The sequence below is a fragment of the Richelia sinica FACHB-800 genome, assembly GCF_014698825.1.
Taxonomy (GTDB): domain Bacteria; phylum Cyanobacteriota; class Cyanobacteriia; order Cyanobacteriales; family Nostocaceae; genus FACHB-800.
In genome coordinates this window covers 36,408-52,315 of record NZ_JACJTT010000006.1, presented here as the reverse complement: position 1 = coordinate 52,315, position 15,908 = coordinate 36,408, and the positions used below count along the sequence as shown (strand labels likewise).

The following is a 15,908-nucleotide window of genomic DNA, read 5'->3' as shown; positions in this document are numbered from 1 at the left end:
GATTAATTACCTGGAATTAAGTTTTATAGGAAGAATGTGAAATAAAAATGTTTTATATCGATTTTTGAGAATTTTGAAATTTGCGTAAGAGAACAATGCCAATTGTAACTCGACCAAAACCGGAAACAATACTGCCAATAATTGCTCCTAATGCACCAATAAAGGCTGCTAGTGGTAAACCCACAAAAACAGCAGATGTAATACTGGCACATTGAGCTAAAAATACAGATTTGTTTTCTTCTAAACCTTGTAAAGTGGCACCAACAACTTGTGAAAAATAAACTAGTCCATACACTAAAACTACCAAGCGGAGCATTTGCTCAAATTCTAAGTATGGAGAGTTAGACCCATACAATAATTCAATGACTTTTCTGGGGAAAACTAGAATAAAACTGTAGATTGGTAATAAAAAAAGTAAGCCTTGCGCGGTGTAATTTTTCACGACTTGCCACACAGCTGGCATTTTTCCTTCTAATCTGGCTTTAGCAACCGAGGGGATAATTAAACTGGGTGTGCTTTGCAAAATTGGGTTGGTAGATCCTAAGATGTTGTTAATAGCTTGGAGTGAAGCGACTTCTCCTGTGCCATGAAACATGGTGAGTACCCAGGGAGGTGCATGAATATTAAAGATAGTTGCCAGGTTAGATAATAGTGACCATCTTCCTAAATCCCAAGCTGTGATGGCAAAGTGCCAAATCTGTGGGGAGGGGATAGGTTTGGCTTTGAGTTGAGCAAGTTGTGTAATTGCTGCAATGCCAGATGTCACACCAATAATGATGAATGCAGATTCAACTGAAAGTTGACCTTGTTGTGCTAAAAACCAGACTAACCCTGCTTGTCCCAGATAGCTCAGACTATCTCCCCATACTGATTCAGCATAACGTAGGTGCGACATAAGCGATCGCCTGACTGATTCCTGATTTTGCCACAACCACAAAGCGCAAATAGCCATTGGTGCAATTTCTATTCTGTGAATAAACGCAGTGGCAGCAACTATCACTAAACTGAGAAATAACCACAGAATTGTTGTCAATATCAAAGAATCTCCTGTTAACCGACGTAAATCTTTTTCATCTGCTATCGCTCCTTTTACTGAGAGCGGATAAATAATTAAAGAAGAGTGCAGAGAATTTAAAAAAATTAATACGCCATAAATCAAAACATAGGTGCCGTATTCCGATTGAGGTAGATTCCGGGCTATCAGAATATTAGTGAGAAAGTTACCCAAACTGACTACACCTTGGTCAATTAAGACCCAAAGAGCAGGTTTATGCCTGAAACTGCGGATAAATTTGAGGGTTTTGATAATTTTGTGAATGCTTAAAGTTCCTATCAAAAAAACCACTTCACCTCCCCTACTTCTGGTTGTTGTAACTGGCTCAATTTAGGTCAGCTATCCTCAATTTCAGAAATACTCAACTAATAACTTCCTAATCACTACTAGCATTTGAAAAAACAGAACCAAGACGACTAGATGATATTAACTGTTTGGTTGCTAACCAAATAAATGGAGGAATTGTTTTATAGTATCGACCCCACAATCTGCGTGGTTCTTGCAACCAACGATACAGCCATTCCAAACCTAAATCTCGAACCATTTGCGGTGCGCGTTTATGAATTCCTGCGTACACAGGAAAAACTCCACCTACTCCAATCATTACCGCTTTGATTTTGCCTCTATGTTGAGCAATCCATTTTTCCTGTTTTGGACATCCTAAGGAGACAAAAACTATACCTGCACCACTAGCATTGATTTTTTTAATTAAGGCTTCGTCTTCAACTTCAGTGAGGGAACGAAATGGCAGAGGTTCCATAGCTGCTATTTCCAAGGCAGGAAATTCTTTTTCTAATCTTTTTCGCATTTTGGCAAGAATTTCTGGCTGTGAACCTAAACAAAAAATACTAATGTTTTCAGTAATTCCTAATTGACACAAAGCTACAAATATATCCATACCAGCCACACGGTCTTGATAAGATATACCCATTTTTCGCATCATCCAAACTAAAGGCATACCATCAGGTGTTACCAGGTCTGCGTATCTCAATATTTTGGCAAAATCTGGATTCCAATGAGCCTCCATTAACATGTGTACATTCGCTACACAAACTATTTTGCTTTCACGACTACTAGCCCAATTTATGATTGTTCTTATTTGCTCATCAAAGCGCAAGGCAGTAATAGGAACATCAAGCACTTTTTGAGTTGGTAAAAGCACTCGTCCCACCATAATATGACTCCTTGTTTCCAAGAGAAATTTCATCAGTATTTAACAACATTTGTGCATAATTAAACGGACAGTTTGTATTTTCCTGACTGCCTGAAAACTCATTAGTTTTACTTATTAAAGAATCCTAGAAGATTTACTAGATTGTTGAATGAATTATTGAACGTACTGAACGTACTGAACTTAAGTAAGTGATCGGTAACTGTATTTTAGTTTCATAGTTTGACACAGAAATTTCCGAATGTCAAAAAAAATTTCATCATTACTTTATCATCTGTTGATGTTTTTTTGATGTGAATCTGAAAATATAGGGACAAAATTTTTAAATACTAAATTCAACCTAGAGATACTACTTAAGTAAGATTTTTTTAATTAAGAATAGAATTAATTTTGCCACCGTGATATTACTTAATTATCCAATTTGTTGTTGGAGACATATGATAAAAATTCAAAAAAATAGGGGGAAGATAATGTTTTTCTTCCCCCTGGTTATTGTGATTGTTATTATCTCTATTTTGATTGTCTTTGAGTTTCTTTTTGAGCATTTGTCTTTGTTTTTTGAGTTGTCGCTTTCTGGCAGAACCGCCTCTACCTTTGTCATTTCTCCCTTCGCGACGGGGAGATTCCCATCGTTTTAGTCGCATAGTTTGGAAAAGTTGTTGATATGATTTGGAAAATTGTTACCGACACCAAAGCATCATACACAATATGATGATACTTTTTTCGAGTTTAAGCTATTGAGGAATAGCTAAATTTATCTGCGTCAAAACCACAGATACACTCAGTAGACGTTGAAGTCAGCAGATTTGTTCCTGGGTGGCAAAAAATTTTTTGATCAAATTACAGAAGTGTAATGTGTGCAGTGGGTAAGCTGTCATTTCCAAGCTATTTGATGGGAAATGTGAACACCACTAGCTTACGAGATAGCTGATGAAGATTTATTCTGTGATAACTGTAGTCACAATTCCAGTTTTGATTGGTATCTTCGGTTCTGCTACACCGAATTATGCTTATGCTGCAACTCCACCCAACCAGCATTCAGAAGTGAAACCGCAGCAACCCCATAAAAAACCACAAATCAAGGGTCGCAAACACCATAAAAAGCGTCAGTTCCATCGTTCAAGCGATCGCGCTCATCTGATGGATAGACATCGCTTGTAATCGATTTTAGACACATGGGGACGACTCTATCAATGTCCCCTGTTTTAATTCCGTTATAGCGGGTTTTGATATTTGATGTTGTGTAATATCATCTATATAGTTTTAATACAGTGAATTTGTATTGTATACACATTTTTAAAATCGCATAATTGCAATATTGCATGTTTGCACGATTTTAGAATAAATATTTCGTTTATCAATAAAGATAATCTAGCAATAGTCTGAGCGATAGGGATGCGATCGCACATCTTTCTCCAGTATCATTTTTACCTCACGCAAAGTCGCAAAGACACAAAGAAAGAGCCATACCTATCCCTATGGCACGCTACGCTAACGCGCTCCCTCAAAGCAATACCTTTCCTACGGAACACGATGTGAACAGTCAGCTATCTCTTCCATTTCCGTAAGGGATACGCTATCACACTTTTTATCCAACATCACTTTTGTAGTGGCAAATTGTTAAAAAAAACAGTATGATTAATTAGTAAGATAAATAAGTAAGACCTATGATGAAAATCACAATTACTTTAGAAGAAGACATTATCAGATTTATTGATAAACAAGCAAAAGGTAATCGTAGTGCTTATATTAATGCACTATTAGCAGAACAAAGACGCAAAATTTTAGAAGAAGAAATAATTGCTGCACTTCAAGAAGATGTCAAAGATTTAGAATATCAAAATGAGATTTCTGCTTGGGATAATGTAGCTGGAGATGGTATTAATGCCAGAGGGTAATTTAACATATAAAAGGGGTGAAATTCGCTGGGTAAATCTTGATCCAACTGTGGGAGCAGAAGCACAAAAAATTCGTGCTTGTTTAATAGTTCAAAATGATATTATGAATCAATATGGATTATTAACTATTGTGATACCATTTCGACCAGGAAGTAAGCAAGCTCCCTATATTGTCAACGTAAAAGCAACAGCAACTAATGGATTAGATAAAGATCGTTTTATTGATTTTGCTCAAATTCGTTCTGTAGATAATCGTCGCGTTTTGGGGTTGGTGGGTATTTTAGAATCTGAATATTGGGAAGGAATTCGTACTGCTTTAGATGTGGTTTTGGATTTTGGGATTTAAATTTTTATCAAGGAGAAAACTATGACACATCAATCTAGGATATTAACTAATAATCTTTATGCAGAAGATTATAATTTATGGATTGAACAAACCGCTTCTTTATTAAAGAATAAGCAGTTTTCAGAATTAGAATTAGAAAATTTAATTGAAGAAATTGAAAGTATGGGAAGAAGTGAAAAAAATGCTTTAAAAAGTAATTTACGAGTTGTAATTATGCGCTTGCTTAAATACAAGTTTCAACCTCAAAACAGGTCAAACAGTTGGTTGTATACAATATATGAACATCGTCAAAGATTACAAGAAACATTTTTAGATAGTCCTAGTTTAAAAGGCTATTATTTGGAAGTTTTGGATACTTGTTATCAACACGCTCGTAAAGAAGCATCTATTGAAACCGGACTTCCTTTATCTATTTTTCCTCAAGATAATCCTTTTTCCTCTGATGAAATTTTAGATGCTGATTTTTTTCCAGTTTAATCATAATTTCTTTTGTCAAGCGATCGCATCCCTTCAACTTCCCAAACAGCGATACCGACGGTAAGCTACGCTAACACCTGAGTATTTAGTACAATTGTATCAACAATTAATTTCTGTCTGCTCAATATTATTAAGAAGACGATGCCAGCAAAAGATATTTACCATGATGCTGTTAAAAATGCTTTAGTTAGGGATGGTTGGACGATTACTGCCGATCCTTATAAAATTAAATACAAAGATGCTGAATTGTTTGCTGACTTATCTGCTGAAAAACCGATTGCAGCATAACTAAATGGACGTAAAATAGTTGTTGAAATCAAGAGTTTTCTGAGTCCTTCCCCTATGAAGGATTTTGAATTAGCTTTAGGGCAATATATTTTATATCGTAATTTAATTAATCTTACAGAACCAGAATATAAAATTTATTTAGCTATTAAAGAAAGTACATATCAAAACTTTTTTACAAGAGATTCAATCAAAGAGATTGTCGAACTAAATCAAATTTTAATGATTATAGTGAATGTAGAAAAAGAGGAGATATTGCAATGGATAAACTAGAACAATATCAAATAGCAATTAAACAAGTGCTCACAGAATATCATAATTGGGTTTCTGGTGCAGCAAATTTAACTGATGAAAGTTGTTTGGTTTCTGATGATAATAATCATCACTACATTTGGTGTTTTTTGGGATGGGATGAGAAGAAAAGAACTAATAATATTCAAGTTAATGTCAGAATTAAAAATGATAGAATTTGGATAGAGGAAGATTGGACTGAGGAAGGAATAGCTAATGAGTTAATGAAGTTAGGTATTTCTAATCTTGATATTGTTTTAGCTTTTCATCCTCCTGATGAAAGGAAATATACTGAATTTGCTATTGCTTAAATATTATAGCGATCGCATCCTTTCAACTCCCCAAACAATGATACCTATGTCTTGGACACGCTGCGCGAACGAACGCTAAGCTATCTCTACGAGACGCTATCGCGAACGCTAACTTCCCAACATCCATTTTTACCTCACGCAAAGATGCAATCTCCGTCATTAACTCGCGCAGGGTAGACGCAAAGGAGTGATACCTACTGTAAACATCGTATTTTGGTTATTTCCAGAAATTTATGATATTATAGAATGCAAATAAATTTTCATTATGTACTAACAATATACTTATGAGTAATCAGCAATCAATTACAGAAATATCCTCAACTACTCCTAGTTATAATCTATTATTAGAAATCGCCCAAATTCCTGAAGAATATATACCAGAGTTTTTGCAAATAGTTCGGTTATTTCGTGAAAATCTTATAAGAAAACAGTCTTCCATAAATGATGATAAAAATATTGAAACAGGAGAAAATCATCAATTATCCTGGCAAGAATTTATTAATAAAACCGCAGGTAGTTGTGCTGATGATCCTATTATTATAGATGATTTGGGTATTGATGATACCTTGGATGATAGGCTAGAAGACATGATTATTTAGTTAGAAATAAAAACCCATGAAATATTTATTAGATACTAATGTTTGTATTCAATATCTTAATCAAAAATCAGAAAAGATTATTCGGCGTTTTCAAGATTTGTCCGATATAGATATAGTAGTTTGTTCTATTGTGAAAGCTGAATTATTTTATGGTGCAATGAGAACTAATAATCCTGCTAAAACTCTACAAAAGCAGCAGGAATTTTTAGGGAGGTTTGTTTCTTTGTATTTTAATGACCAATGTGCTTTAATTTATGGCGAAATTCGGAGTAAATTAGCTGCTAAAGGTACTCCTATAGGTAATAATGATTTACATATTGCTGCTATTACAATAGCTAATAATTTAACTCTTGTTACTCATAATAGTAGAGAATTTAGTAGGGTTGATACTCTAATATTGGAAGATTGGGAAATTTGATAAATAAGCGATACCTATGTCTTCGACACGCTACCGCGAACGCTATCGCACCCCCTCCACTTCCAAATATCCCTTTTTTATCTCACGCAGAGAACGCAGAGGATCGCACTTTTCCCCAGCATCCTTTTTAAACGAACCACGAAGACACGAAGAACACGAAGGAAGAAGAGAAGAGAGAGCGATAGCACTTTGAGAATTATGAACAAGATACATTAATTTAGCTAATTTAACCCTTCTTTTTTCAGTACAAATCCAAGTCCAAGAAACTCTACTTTTGCGTCATAATCACCTATACTAATCTTCCATCTGTTTTCCATAAAATTTATTAGCTTAATGCCTCGCTCAAGTATTTCTTTTGCTGTCCAATGTTCGTACAAAGCAACTTCATTCTCAGAATAAGAACCGTATCTATATCCAACATTATTTATATCATTACATTTTTTATCAGGGAAAGCTTTATTACTACAACTAGAATTTTTAGCTTTTGAAAGAGGTAATAAATTACCTAGAGAATTTTTTAATATAGTTTTTTCTTTAGGTGTATAGCTACGAAAAGTATCAATCCAATATTTGTCTTTAGCTTTTTGTGGATATATATGTTCAATAGTTCTATTACTTAAATTTATTGATTTTTCTAATGTATTAAATCCATTCAATCGTAATATCGCGTAAGATGGTAGCCCAATTAATACGCTAAAAAACATTAATAATTCTAAAGTCTTTAAAAATTTTACTCTCTTTTCTCGGTTAGGTTCTTTCTTGAAAAAGACCATAATTAGAGGTGCAAAAGAAACAGTGTCATTATTTACTACTCGGTTGAGCTTATCTAGCCAAATTTTCTCATTTTCAGAAAAATCACTAAAATAAGGATTAGAGATTTTATACCATAACTCAACTGATTGTTGTAAATCTTGTACATAACTATTGATAAATTTAGTTGTTAAAAGAAGAGAATTATTATTACTATTATTTTTTGCAATATTTTTAGCAGTAAATATTTCTTCTAATAAAACTCTAGAGTAGTCAGATCGGAAATTGTAACTTCTTATGTTAATACCAAACAACTCAACCGGAGATATTTCATATTCAGGTTTAGTTTCTTTCCCAAAATATAAGACAAAATGATTAAATAAAAATTTGTCGTCATCTAATGGATTTTCTTTGTTTTTACCTAAATTATGATATACAGTCTTCCATGATTCATTAATTATATTTCTGAGACTTATTTTCTCATATTCCTCTACATTTAGCTTTGTTGAAAGATAGATTAATCTGTTTTTTAATAATTCTAGAACAGAAAGAGGCTTACCTCTATTATTCATAGTTTCAAAGGCAATAAAAACATCTATATCATTAGAAATAGTATATAAGTTAAATAACAACTTCTGTGTTAGTTTAAGAAAAATACTTTCTTTTTCTTCATGACTAATTTCTGATAGTCTTTCGCTAAAAAACCTCTTAGCTGATTCAAGATTATGAGTGTAAATTGTTTCTTGAATTTGGGATTTAGTTACAGAATCTTCTCTAAAAATGTTTATTTTCAAAAATTCATAACTAGGATTATCTTTTTCATAACCAAAGATATAGGATCTAGATATGCCATCATCCTTAGAATCAAAAATGTATTTTTTACGTATCTCATCCAGAGTATGTTAATTTAACTTTTGATTTGGTTCTATACACTCAATAAATGCTTGAATGAGAATTATTGAAGTAGTTAATCTCTGCTGTCCATCAACTATATAATATGAATCATAACCTTTAGATTGTATGATCCATGAATCATCATGCCAATTATTAATAACTTGTATAGGAACTTCTTCTAAAGTTAAAACTCCTAAATAATGATTTTTTCGATTTTCTAATTGTTGTAAATCATTCCAAAAATCCTTAAGTTGTTTTAGACTCCAAGCATACCCTCTTTGATAATCTGGTATTCTATAGAGTTTTTCTGTAAAAATTTTCGATAGCGAATATAGTTCTTTTTCCATAATATATATTTGGCTGAACTAAAAATATTAGTTCAAACTTAGTAGTAGTTATTTTGTTTATAGTTATAATATATAAGTAAAATTACTGATTTGCCAACGTCTAAAAGCTAAGTCTAAATATAAGAATTGTTAAAATTATAATTCGTATGGTATATCTCTGCGCCTCTGCGAGAGAAAAAAAGGGCATAGTCCACAAACTACACCCCCTAAAATTAACCTAAAGCTGCTTCACCTCACTAACCAACTTAGCCACCATATCCTTAGCACTACCAAACAACATAGTCGTCTTATCCTTATAAAACAACTCATTATCCACACCAGCAAAACCAGCACTCATACCGCGCTTAATCACAATAGTCTGCTTTGCCCTATCAACTTCTAAAATTGGCATCCCATAAATCGGACTATTCGCATCACTACGGGCCGCAGGGTTAACAACATCATTAGCACCAATTACTAAAGCTACATCAGCTTGTTCAAACTGCGGATTAATATCCTCCATATCATATAACTGCGTATAGGATACATTAGCTTCTGCCAATAATACATTCATGTGTCCTGGCATTCTCCCCGCAACCGGATGTATGGCATATTTCACATCTACACCCATACGTTCTAGTTGGTCTGCCAACTCGCGGACGCTATGCTGTGCTTGAGCAACCGCCATACCGTATCCTGGTACAATCACCACAGAACGGGCATATCCCAACATCATCGCCCCTTCTTCCGGGTCGATACTGCGGACTGTTTGATTAGTTGCACCAGCAGCACCACCACCAGTAACAGTAGAAGCTGAACCAAAGGCACTAAACAGGACACTGAATAATGACCGGTTCATGGCCTTACACATAATTTCGGTAAGGATGATACCTGACGCACCCACCAAAGCACCGGCGATGATTAACATATTGTTCATCACCACAAAACCCGCAGCCGCCGCAGCTACACCTGAGAGGGAGTTCAACAGCGAAATCACCACCGGCATATCACCGCCACCAATGGGCAGTACAAACATCACCCCCAACACCAAGGAAACCGCCACCACCGCTAAAAAGATGAGTAAGCTGTCCGGTGAGATGATTAAATAGGCACTTCCCGCTAGATATGTACCTAACAGCAACAGGTTAAAAGGTTGCTGGAAAGGAAAGGTAATAGGAGTACCACTTACTAAACCTTGCAATTTGGCAAAGGCGAGAAAACTACCTGTAAAGGTAACGCCACCGATTAACACATCCAATAACATGGAAATGTTGATATCGAGGGGAATTGGTTGAGAAGCATCTAACAACCGCCAAAATTCGGCCACTGCTACCAGTGCGGAAGATGCACCACCCAAACCGTTGAGTAAACCCACCATTTGGGGCATTTCTGTCATTTGCACTTTGTAGGCAACAACGGCACCAATAACTGAACCGATGGCCAAGCCTAGCAAAATCATCTCGTAGTTGAGGACGTGCTGGTCTAGCAATGTGGCGACAATTGCCAGCAGCATTCCCACAGCAGCAATAACGTTACCATTGCGGGCAGTTGCAGGAGAACCAAGTTTTTTCAAACCGAATATAAATAATGATGCGGCTAATAAATAAGTTAGCTGTATCCCAGTAGGTATAAAGTCGCTCATGCTTTAATTTCCTTTTTTTTAAACATTTGCAGCATTCTGTCGGTAACAAGAAAACCACCGACTACGTTAACCATTGCCAAGATGACGGCAATTAAACCGAGAATTACTGATAAACTGGTGTTTCTCTCCCCCGCAGCGAGAATTGCACCAATGACGGAAATACCGGAAATGGCGTTGGAACCGGACATTAAGGGTGTGTGTAAGGTGGGGGGAACTTTGTTAATGACTTCAAAGCCGATGAATGAGGCTAAGACGAGTACGAATAAAGCTGCGAGTAATGTTTCTGTCATTTCGATTTTGGAGTTAAAAAGTTTCGCGCAAAGACGCAAAGGCGCAAAGGAAAGAAAGATATCCCATCTGTGTATCCGCGTTCAAAATCTGTGTTTGCTGGTGGTTAAACCGTTACTGTTTGCAAAGCTTCTTTTACCCGTTGGTTTCTAATTTCTCCACCATGAGTAATACAAGCGGCATCTATGATGTCGTCGTCAAAGTTGATTTGTAATGCTTTATCTTTGATCAGCAGTTGCATTAATGAGGTGATATTTTTCGCATACAGTTGGCTGGCGTGTACTGGCATTGATGAGGGTAGGTTAATCGGCCCGATAATGGTTACGCCGTTCCAAACGATGTCTTTTCCTGGTTCGGTACAAGCGCAGTTTCCACCCTGTTCGGCGGCTAAGTCCACGATGACGGAACCGGGTTTCATTGCCTTTACCATCTCTTCTGTTACTAAGATGGGGGCTTTTCTGCCTGGTACTTGGGCGGTGGTAATTACTACATCGGAATTTTTGACGTGGGTGGCTAGTAGTTCTTGGGTACGTTTTTTACTGTCTTCGGAGATTTCTTTGGCGTAACCACCAGCAGCTGTGGTTTCTTCTTCTAGTTGGACTTCGACGAATTTTGCGCCTAAGCTTTGTACTTCTTCTTTGACGGCTGGGCGAATATCAAAGGCTTCTACGACTGCGCCTAGTCTTCTTGCAGTTGCGATCGCTTGCAATCCGGCTACACCTGCTCCCATAATAAATACTTTAGCAGGGGCGATCGTGCCCGCCGCAGTGGTTAACATGGGGAAATATTTTGGTAATGCTGCGGCTGCTAAAAGTACGGTTTTATACCCCGCTAGTGATGCTTGAGAAGATAAGGCATCCATGCTCTGCGCTCTGGTAGTACGAGGTATTAATTCCATACTTAAGGCTGTGATTTGCCGTTGTGCCAATTTTTGCGCGATCGCTGGATTACCCAAGGGATTAAGAAAGCTAATTACAATTGCTCCTGGTTTGAGGAGGTCAATTTCTACCCTGCCATCTTCTCTAATTTGGGGTGGACTCACCTTGAGTAAAATATCAGCTTCGTGCCACAAAGTCTCACCATTGCTGATAATTTTCGCTCCTGCTGCTTCATAGTCAGCATCACTAAAAAATGCTTTTTCTCCTGCACCAGCTTCTACCCAAACTTCTAAACCTTGTTTGACTAATCGCGCCACAATATCCGGAATTAATGCTACACGGCGTTCACAAACTTCTATTTCTTTAGCAACTGCTATTTTCATGCAATCTCCTAGAGATAAATACTTAAAATCTCTCTGCCATTTCTACATTTACTGAGGCTACGTTTTTCCTACCAATAGACTATAGGCAGGATTTTTAGCCATAATTTTTGCCTGTCCAATGGCTCTAAAACCTTTCCTGTCTTTACTTTGGTCTCTTTGCCAAATCCTCACAGTTAAACTGGCAAATATAACAAGCACAGATATTTGCAATTGGGATTAGATACTGCACATCCTATGCCGATCCCCACATTTTGTGTATGGTTCTTCAGATTATTTTAGAAATTCAAAAGCTTTTATCTTCCTGACACCATATTACTAATATTCATAAAGTGTGGAAATCTTGATAGTGACGACCATTAACTGTTAATTTTTGCCGCTTTTGTACTAGTTTGGCCATAGTAATCTATTTCTATCGAAATAGCGATCGCTAATAGAATATTTCAACTTTTATCAAGGTAAATTTAGATTTATATATACTAATCAATATTTAGAAATAAAAACTTATTGTGATTGTCTATCATCCCCAGATGTCCTTCCTAGTAGATACTTGCTGGATGAGTGCAGCCAAATTGTTACCAGGCTAGACCTAGCTGGTTTTTTCTATGCACAATCTCACAGCTAAAAACTACAATGAGCTTAGGTGTGGTCGCAAATACACCTTAAATTTCACATTAGTGGCACTTTTTTATCTATTTCGCGTCCAATGGCAAGAACAGAGTAGTAAAGTTTAGTAAAGATTGCTAAAGCTCAGTAACTGAGATTACAAACTAAAGTATCTATTAAAGGAAGCTCAATTATGAGACGTGTATTTTCTGCCTTAGCTGTTACAGGCTGCTTAGTGACTGGTTTCCCGGCTCTCACTTTTGCCCAAAGTTTACCTGGTTTAACTTTGTTTAGCGGTGTCAAAAGTGAAAATCAATTACCTTTCCGCCTAGATTTTGGTGGACAAGCTAATAGTTGGGATCGTTACATCCTCAGAATTCCCGCCAGTAAAATGAAATTGGCAGTAGCTCAATTTGCCATTACCTATCCCAATTATTACAGAGGTACTTTTGACCCCAAAAGTGTAGAAGTTCGTGTAAAAGGCAAAAGCTTACCTCTCTCAGAAGTGAAATGGAATAAGGAAGCACGAGTCATCGAAATCTTTCCCCAAGAGCCAGTACCCGCAGGGAGCAAAGTAGAACTAGTCTTATCCAATGTTCAAAATCCGGCTTTTGGCGGTATGTACTATTTTAACTGCCAAATTCTCTCTCCTGGCGATGTGCCATTACTACGTTATTTAGGTAGCTGGGTTTTAAGCATCACTTGATATTCCGGGTGGTGCGGGGAAACTGATTGCTCCACACCTAAATAGAGTAATAACAATTTCCCCAATGATGGCACCGGCTGGATTGATAGAACCTAGAACCAAAAAGTTACTCTCAATCCCCAATCTAAAATCCAAAATTGTCTAAACCAATCTTCTATCCACCCATTGAGTAATCCTGGCAATTTTATTCGCGGAAATTTCCTTGGTTCTCTATAAAAGTGATAAAATAGCGGATTGTGACTTTTTATGTACATCGCTTAAGAGGAGAGTAGTATGCAAAGAACCTTAGGAGGAACCTGCCGCAAGAGAAAAAGAACATCTGGTTTTCGTGCCAGAATGCGGACTCCAGACGGCAGAAACGTGATCAGCGCTAGAAGAAAGAAAGGACGTTATCGTCTGAGCGTTTAGGGATAATCCAACGATTAGAATATCTGTGGCGTTGCCCAAAGCACATAGATTAAAATCTCGTCATGATTTTCAGGCAGTTTTCCGGGAAGGAATTCGGCGACATAGTTCTCATTTCACTTTGAGAGCTTTAAAACCTGCCGTGGCAACAGAACCTTCTTTGGATACTGCCTCCCCAACAGCCAATTATGCCAGTACCAAGATTGGTATTTCTATTAGCACCAAAGTTAGCAAACGTGCAGTAGTTCGTAATTTAATTAAAAGACGAATTACGGCAGCTTTTTATCAGTTATTACCCAAATTAGCACCGGGATGGCGGCTCGTGGTAATTGTGAAACCAACGGCAGCAGAATCTAAGTGCGGAAGCCAACAATTTCTGCAAGAATTAGAGCAGTTGTTGGCGCAAGCTGAGGTATTAAATGGGCATTCGTGAAGAAATCTATTTTGAGGGTGGCCCTCATATTGGGGATTTGATTCTCAATCTCCTAATTGGCTTTTCTGTAGTGGGTTTACCTTTGACAGTGGGAGCCATTGTCAGAGCTTTGTGGCTACGCTATCGCATTACTGATCGCCGGATTACAGTGATTGGGGGTTGGATGGGACGCGATCGCTCTGATGTTATCTATTCAGAAATAGTCAAAGTCGTGAAAGTTCCCCGTGGTCTTGGCATTTGGGGAGATATGGTCATTACCCTCAAAAATGGCAGTCGGTTAGAAATGCGGGCTGTGCCTAAATTTCGCGAACTATATGACTACATTAACGACAAAGTTGCTGCTAAAAATCCCCAATACAGCAGTGCGAAGTAGACAGCTTACAGGTGTTGAGTTCCTAACTATTAAGTCAGAGTTAGATGCTGTTTTTGCACATCTTTATTTTCTCAAGACTTACATCGCTCAGCACTTATCACTCTTATTTAGCATTCATCTTTTCAGATCGTGTGCGGCTATCCGTAGCGAGGAATAGTCGCAGACAAATCATGATTTAGATAAATTAGATTCAGTTCAGTTTACAGTACCTCAGGTTGAATTCAGGATAATGGATTTTGGTATCGGGTTTCTCTCGAACAACGTGATGTTGCCAATCATAGACCTTTTCTATGGTATTGTGCCTAGCTATGGATTGGCGATCGTCGCATTAACATTGATCATCCGCTTTGCGCTCTATCCCTTGAGTGCTGGCTCCATTCGCAATATGCGTCGGATGCGGATTGTTCAGCCCCTCATGCAGAAGCGGATGCAAGAAATTAAAGAACGCTATAAAGATGATCCGCAAAAGCAACAAGAGGAAATGGTCAATGTCCAAAAGGAATTTGGCAACCCTCTGGCAGGATGTTTACCACTACTGTTGCAAATGCCCGTGTTGCTGGCACTGTTTGCCACCTTACGTGGTTCACCTTTTGCTGGTGTTAACTATTCAGTCAACCTGCAAATATTTCCTGCCGATCAAATCGAACGGATTCAACCCCAAGCATTTGCTACCCCTCCACAAAACATTTACATTGCTGATGGAGACCACACCAAAATTACAGCGATTTTACCCGGTGGCAACAAGCTAGCAGTTGGTGAAAACACTAAGATCCAATATCAAACCATGGAGGGCAAACCCTTTGATTTGCTCTTAGCTGAACATCCAGAAACCAAGTTGACTCCAGAATGGAAAGTCACCAAGGGAGAAGACAGAATTAAAATTGACGCTGAAGGTAATATAGAAGCCTTACAGCCAGGTGATGTCACCATCCAAGGAACAATTCCCGGACTAGCAGCGGACAAAGGATTTCTCTTTATTGATGCCTTGGGTAGGGTAGGGGCGATTGATCCCGATGGTAAAATCCACTGGGATATTGTGGCCATGGTCATCTTCTTTGGTATCAGCCTTTACGTAAGCCAAGTTCTTTCTGGCCAAAATTCCTCCGGTGGTAACCCACAGCAAGACACAGTTAACAAAATCACCCCAGTGATTTTTTCTGGAATGTTTTTATTCTTTCCCTTGCCTGCTGGGGTATTAATGTATATGGTGATTGGAAATATTTTCCAAACCTTACAAACCTACATTCTCTCCCGCGAGCCTTTACCAGAAGAATTGCAAAAGATTGTTGAATCTCAGGAAAAAGTCGCCCAAAGTGCAGAAGCCAAAGCTTTACCATTTGAACCCAAAAGTTCTAAGAAAAAGGCTGCTGGTTGATT

The 15,908-nt window shown here is 37.4% G+C and carries 20 protein-coding genes and 1 pseudogene; 13 read left to right on the top strand and 8 right to left on the bottom strand.

Features of this window, described 5'->3' with window-relative positions; all coding sequences use genetic code 11:
* Nucleotides 1-52: 52 nt before the first annotated feature.
* The 3 genes from H6G73_RS07075 to H6G73_RS07065 form a co-directional block, all read right to left on the bottom strand.
* Nucleotides 53-1,345 (bottom strand): hypothetical protein, encoded by a 1,293-nt coding sequence (locus H6G73_RS07075; RefSeq protein WP_190602670.1) that lies wholly within the window; start codon nt 1,343-1,345, stop codon nt 53-55.
* An 85-nt stretch (nt 1,346-1,430) separates the two neighbouring features.
* Nucleotides 1,431-2,228: a WecB/TagA/CpsF family glycosyltransferase gene (locus H6G73_RS07070; RefSeq protein ID WP_190602914.1), complete on the bottom strand. Its 798-nt coding sequence runs from the start codon at nt 2,226-2,228 to the stop codon at nt 1,431-1,433.
* A 401-nt stretch (nt 2,229-2,629) separates the two neighbouring features.
* Nucleotides 2,630-2,869 (bottom strand): hypothetical protein, encoded by a 240-nt coding sequence (locus tag H6G73_RS07065; RefSeq protein WP_190602668.1) that lies wholly within the window; start codon nt 2,867-2,869, stop codon nt 2,630-2,632.
* Between the two features lie 286 nt (nt 2,870-3,155).
* Between H6G73_RS07065 and H6G73_RS07060 the strand changes: the two genes are divergently transcribed.
* The 8 genes and pseudogenes from H6G73_RS07060 (at nt 3,156) to vapC (ending at nt 6,850) form a co-directional block, all read left to right on the top strand.
* Nucleotides 3,156-3,386, top strand: a complete 231-nt coding sequence (locus H6G73_RS07060) for a hypothetical protein (RefSeq protein ID WP_190602666.1) — start codon at nt 3,156-3,158, stop codon at nt 3,384-3,386.
* A gap of 506 nt (nt 3,387-3,892) precedes the next feature.
* Entirely contained in the window at nt 3,893-4,123 is a 231-nt protein-coding gene (gene mazE, locus H6G73_RS07055) for a type II toxin-antitoxin system MazE family antitoxin (protein ID WP_190602664.1), read from the top strand.
* Nucleotides 4,110-4,469, top strand: a complete 360-nt coding sequence (locus H6G73_RS07050) for a type II toxin-antitoxin system PemK/MazF family toxin (protein ID WP_190602662.1) — start codon at nt 4,110-4,112, stop codon at nt 4,467-4,469. The genes mazE and H6G73_RS07050 overlap by 14 nt, the downstream gene beginning before the upstream one ends.
* Nucleotides 4,470-4,490: 21 nt before the next feature.
* The gene (locus tag H6G73_RS07045) at nt 4,491-4,946 is read left to right on the top strand and encodes a DUF29 domain-containing protein (RefSeq protein ID WP_190602660.1); all 456 of its coding nucleotides are present in this window, start codon (nt 4,491-4,493) and stop codon (nt 4,944-4,946) included.
* Between the two features lie 141 nt (nt 4,947-5,087).
* Nucleotides 5,088-5,504: pseudogene (locus H6G73_RS07040) on the top strand (XisH family protein).
* Complete coding sequence (locus H6G73_RS07035; protein ID WP_190602658.1) at nt 5,492-5,833, top strand: XisI protein; 342 nt, start codon at nt 5,492-5,494, stop codon at nt 5,831-5,833. Before H6G73_RS07040 ends, H6G73_RS07035 begins: the two are co-directional and overlap by 13 nt.
* Before the next feature lie 284 nt (nt 5,834-6,117).
* Nucleotides 6,118-6,432, top strand: coding sequence for a hypothetical protein (locus tag H6G73_RS07030; RefSeq protein ID WP_190602656.1), 315 nt, complete (start codon nt 6,118-6,120; stop codon nt 6,430-6,432).
* 16 nt (nt 6,433-6,448) lie between these two features.
* Nucleotides 6,449-6,850 (top strand): type II toxin-antitoxin system tRNA(fMet)-specific endonuclease VapC, encoded by a 402-nt coding sequence (gene vapC / locus H6G73_RS07025; RefSeq protein WP_190602654.1) that lies wholly within the window; start codon nt 6,449-6,451, stop codon nt 6,848-6,850.
* Between the two features lie 221 nt (nt 6,851-7,071).
* Here the strand turns inward: vapC and H6G73_RS07020 are convergent, their stop codons facing one another.
* From H6G73_RS07020 to H6G73_RS07005, 5 genes are all read right to left on the bottom strand, one after another.
* Nucleotides 7,072-8,394 carry an HNH endonuclease family protein gene (locus H6G73_RS07020; protein WP_199317640.1) on the bottom strand — a complete coding sequence of 441 codons (1,323 nt, stop codon included), beginning with the start codon at nt 8,392-8,394 and terminating at the stop codon, nt 7,072-7,074.
* Between the two features lie 108 nt (nt 8,395-8,502).
* Nucleotides 8,503-8,841: a DUF262 domain-containing protein gene (locus H6G73_RS24150; RefSeq protein ID WP_199317639.1), complete on the bottom strand. Its 339-nt coding sequence runs from the start codon at nt 8,839-8,841 to the stop codon at nt 8,503-8,505.
* Between the two features lie 217 nt (nt 8,842-9,058).
* Nucleotides 9,059-10,462 (bottom strand): NAD(P)(+) transhydrogenase (Re/Si-specific) subunit beta, encoded by a 1,404-nt coding sequence (locus H6G73_RS07015; protein ID WP_190602652.1) that lies wholly within the window; start codon nt 10,460-10,462, stop codon nt 9,059-9,061.
* Nucleotides 10,459-10,752 (bottom strand): NAD(P) transhydrogenase subunit alpha, encoded by a 294-nt coding sequence (locus tag H6G73_RS07010; protein WP_190602649.1) that lies wholly within the window; start codon nt 10,750-10,752, stop codon nt 10,459-10,461. Before H6G73_RS07010 ends, H6G73_RS07015 begins: the two co-directional genes overlap by 4 nt.
* A 104-nt stretch (nt 10,753-10,856) precedes the next feature.
* Nucleotides 10,857-12,011 (bottom strand): Re/Si-specific NAD(P)(+) transhydrogenase subunit alpha, encoded by a 1,155-nt coding sequence (locus H6G73_RS07005; protein WP_190602647.1) that lies wholly within the window; start codon nt 12,009-12,011, stop codon nt 10,857-10,859.
* Between the two features lie 796 nt (nt 12,012-12,807).
* Here H6G73_RS07005 and H6G73_RS07000 point away from each other — a divergent pair.
* The 5 genes from H6G73_RS07000 (at nt 12,808) to yidC (ending at nt 15,906) form a co-directional block, all read left to right on the top strand.
* Nucleotides 12,808-13,320, top strand: coding sequence for a DUF2808 domain-containing protein (locus tag H6G73_RS07000; protein WP_190602645.1), 513 nt, complete (start codon nt 12,808-12,810; stop codon nt 13,318-13,320).
* 273 nt (nt 13,321-13,593) lie between these two features.
* Nucleotides 13,594-13,728, top strand: coding sequence for a 50S ribosomal protein L34 (gene rpmH / locus H6G73_RS06995; protein WP_190602644.1), 135 nt, complete (start codon nt 13,594-13,596; stop codon nt 13,726-13,728).
* A gap of 25 nt (nt 13,729-13,753) precedes the next feature.
* Complete coding sequence (rnpA, locus tag H6G73_RS06990; RefSeq protein WP_190602642.1) at nt 13,754-14,158, top strand: ribonuclease P protein component; 405 nt, start codon at nt 13,754-13,756, stop codon at nt 14,156-14,158.
* Nucleotides 14,145-14,531, top strand: coding sequence for a PH domain-containing protein (locus H6G73_RS06985; protein ID WP_190602640.1), 387 nt, complete (start codon nt 14,145-14,147; stop codon nt 14,529-14,531). Before rnpA ends, H6G73_RS06985 begins: the two co-directional genes overlap by 14 nt.
* 229 nt (nt 14,532-14,760) lie before the next feature.
* Nucleotides 14,761-15,906: a membrane protein insertase YidC gene (gene yidC, locus H6G73_RS06980; protein ID WP_190602637.1), complete on the top strand. Its 1,146-nt coding sequence runs from the start codon at nt 14,761-14,763 to the stop codon at nt 15,904-15,906.
* Nucleotides 15,907-15,908 lie beyond the last annotated feature (2 nt).

Excerpts from the sequence above, each read along its gene's own strand:
- H6G73_RS24150 (WP_199317639.1), bottom strand. The coding sequence starts at position 8,841 with ATGGAAAAAGAACTATATTCGCTATCGAAAATTTTTACAGAAAAACTC.
- H6G73_RS07000 (WP_190602645.1), top strand. The coding sequence starts at position 12,808 with ATGAGACGTGTATTTTCTGCCTTAGCTGTTACAGGCTGCTTAGTGACT.
- H6G73_RS07045 (WP_190602660.1), top strand. The coding sequence starts at position 4,491 with ATGACACATCAATCTAGGATATTAACTAATAATCTTTATGCAGAAGAT.
- mazE (WP_190602664.1), top strand. The coding sequence starts at position 3,893 with ATGATGAAAATCACAATTACTTTAGAAGAAGACATTATCAGATTTATT.
- rpmH (WP_190602644.1), top strand. The coding sequence starts at position 13,594 with ATGCAAAGAACCTTAGGAGGAACCTGCCGCAAGAGAAAAAGAACATCT.
- H6G73_RS07060 (WP_190602666.1), top strand. The coding sequence starts at position 3,156 with ATGAAGATTTATTCTGTGATAACTGTAGTCACAATTCCAGTTTTGATT.
- H6G73_RS06985 (WP_190602640.1), top strand. The coding sequence starts at position 14,145 with ATGGGCATTCGTGAAGAAATCTATTTTGAGGGTGGCCCTCATATTGGG.
- H6G73_RS07005 (WP_190602647.1), bottom strand. The coding sequence starts at position 12,011 with ATGAAAATAGCAGTTGCTAAAGAAATAGAAGTTTGTGAACGCCGTGTA.
- H6G73_RS07015 (WP_190602652.1), bottom strand. The coding sequence starts at position 10,462 with ATGAGCGACTTTATACCTACTGGGATACAGCTAACTTATTTATTAGCC.
- yidC (WP_190602637.1), top strand. The coding sequence starts at position 14,761 with ATGGATTTTGGTATCGGGTTTCTCTCGAACAACGTGATGTTGCCAATC.
- H6G73_RS07030 (WP_190602656.1), top strand. The coding sequence starts at position 6,118 with ATGAGTAATCAGCAATCAATTACAGAAATATCCTCAACTACTCCTAGT.
- vapC (WP_190602654.1), top strand. The coding sequence starts at position 6,449 with ATGAAATATTTATTAGATACTAATGTTTGTATTCAATATCTTAATCAA.
- H6G73_RS07035 (WP_190602658.1), top strand. The coding sequence starts at position 5,492 with ATGGATAAACTAGAACAATATCAAATAGCAATTAAACAAGTGCTCACA.
- H6G73_RS07065 (WP_190602668.1), bottom strand. The coding sequence starts at position 2,869 with ATGCGACTAAAACGATGGGAATCTCCCCGTCGCGAAGGGAGAAATGAC.
- H6G73_RS07070 (WP_190602914.1), bottom strand. The coding sequence starts at position 2,228 with ATGGTGGGACGAGTGCTTTTACCAACTCAAAAAGTGCTTGATGTTCCT.
- H6G73_RS07010 (WP_190602649.1), bottom strand. The coding sequence starts at position 10,752 with ATGACAGAAACATTACTCGCAGCTTTATTCGTACTCGTCTTAGCCTCA.
- H6G73_RS07050 (WP_190602662.1), top strand. The coding sequence starts at position 4,110 with ATGCCAGAGGGTAATTTAACATATAAAAGGGGTGAAATTCGCTGGGTA.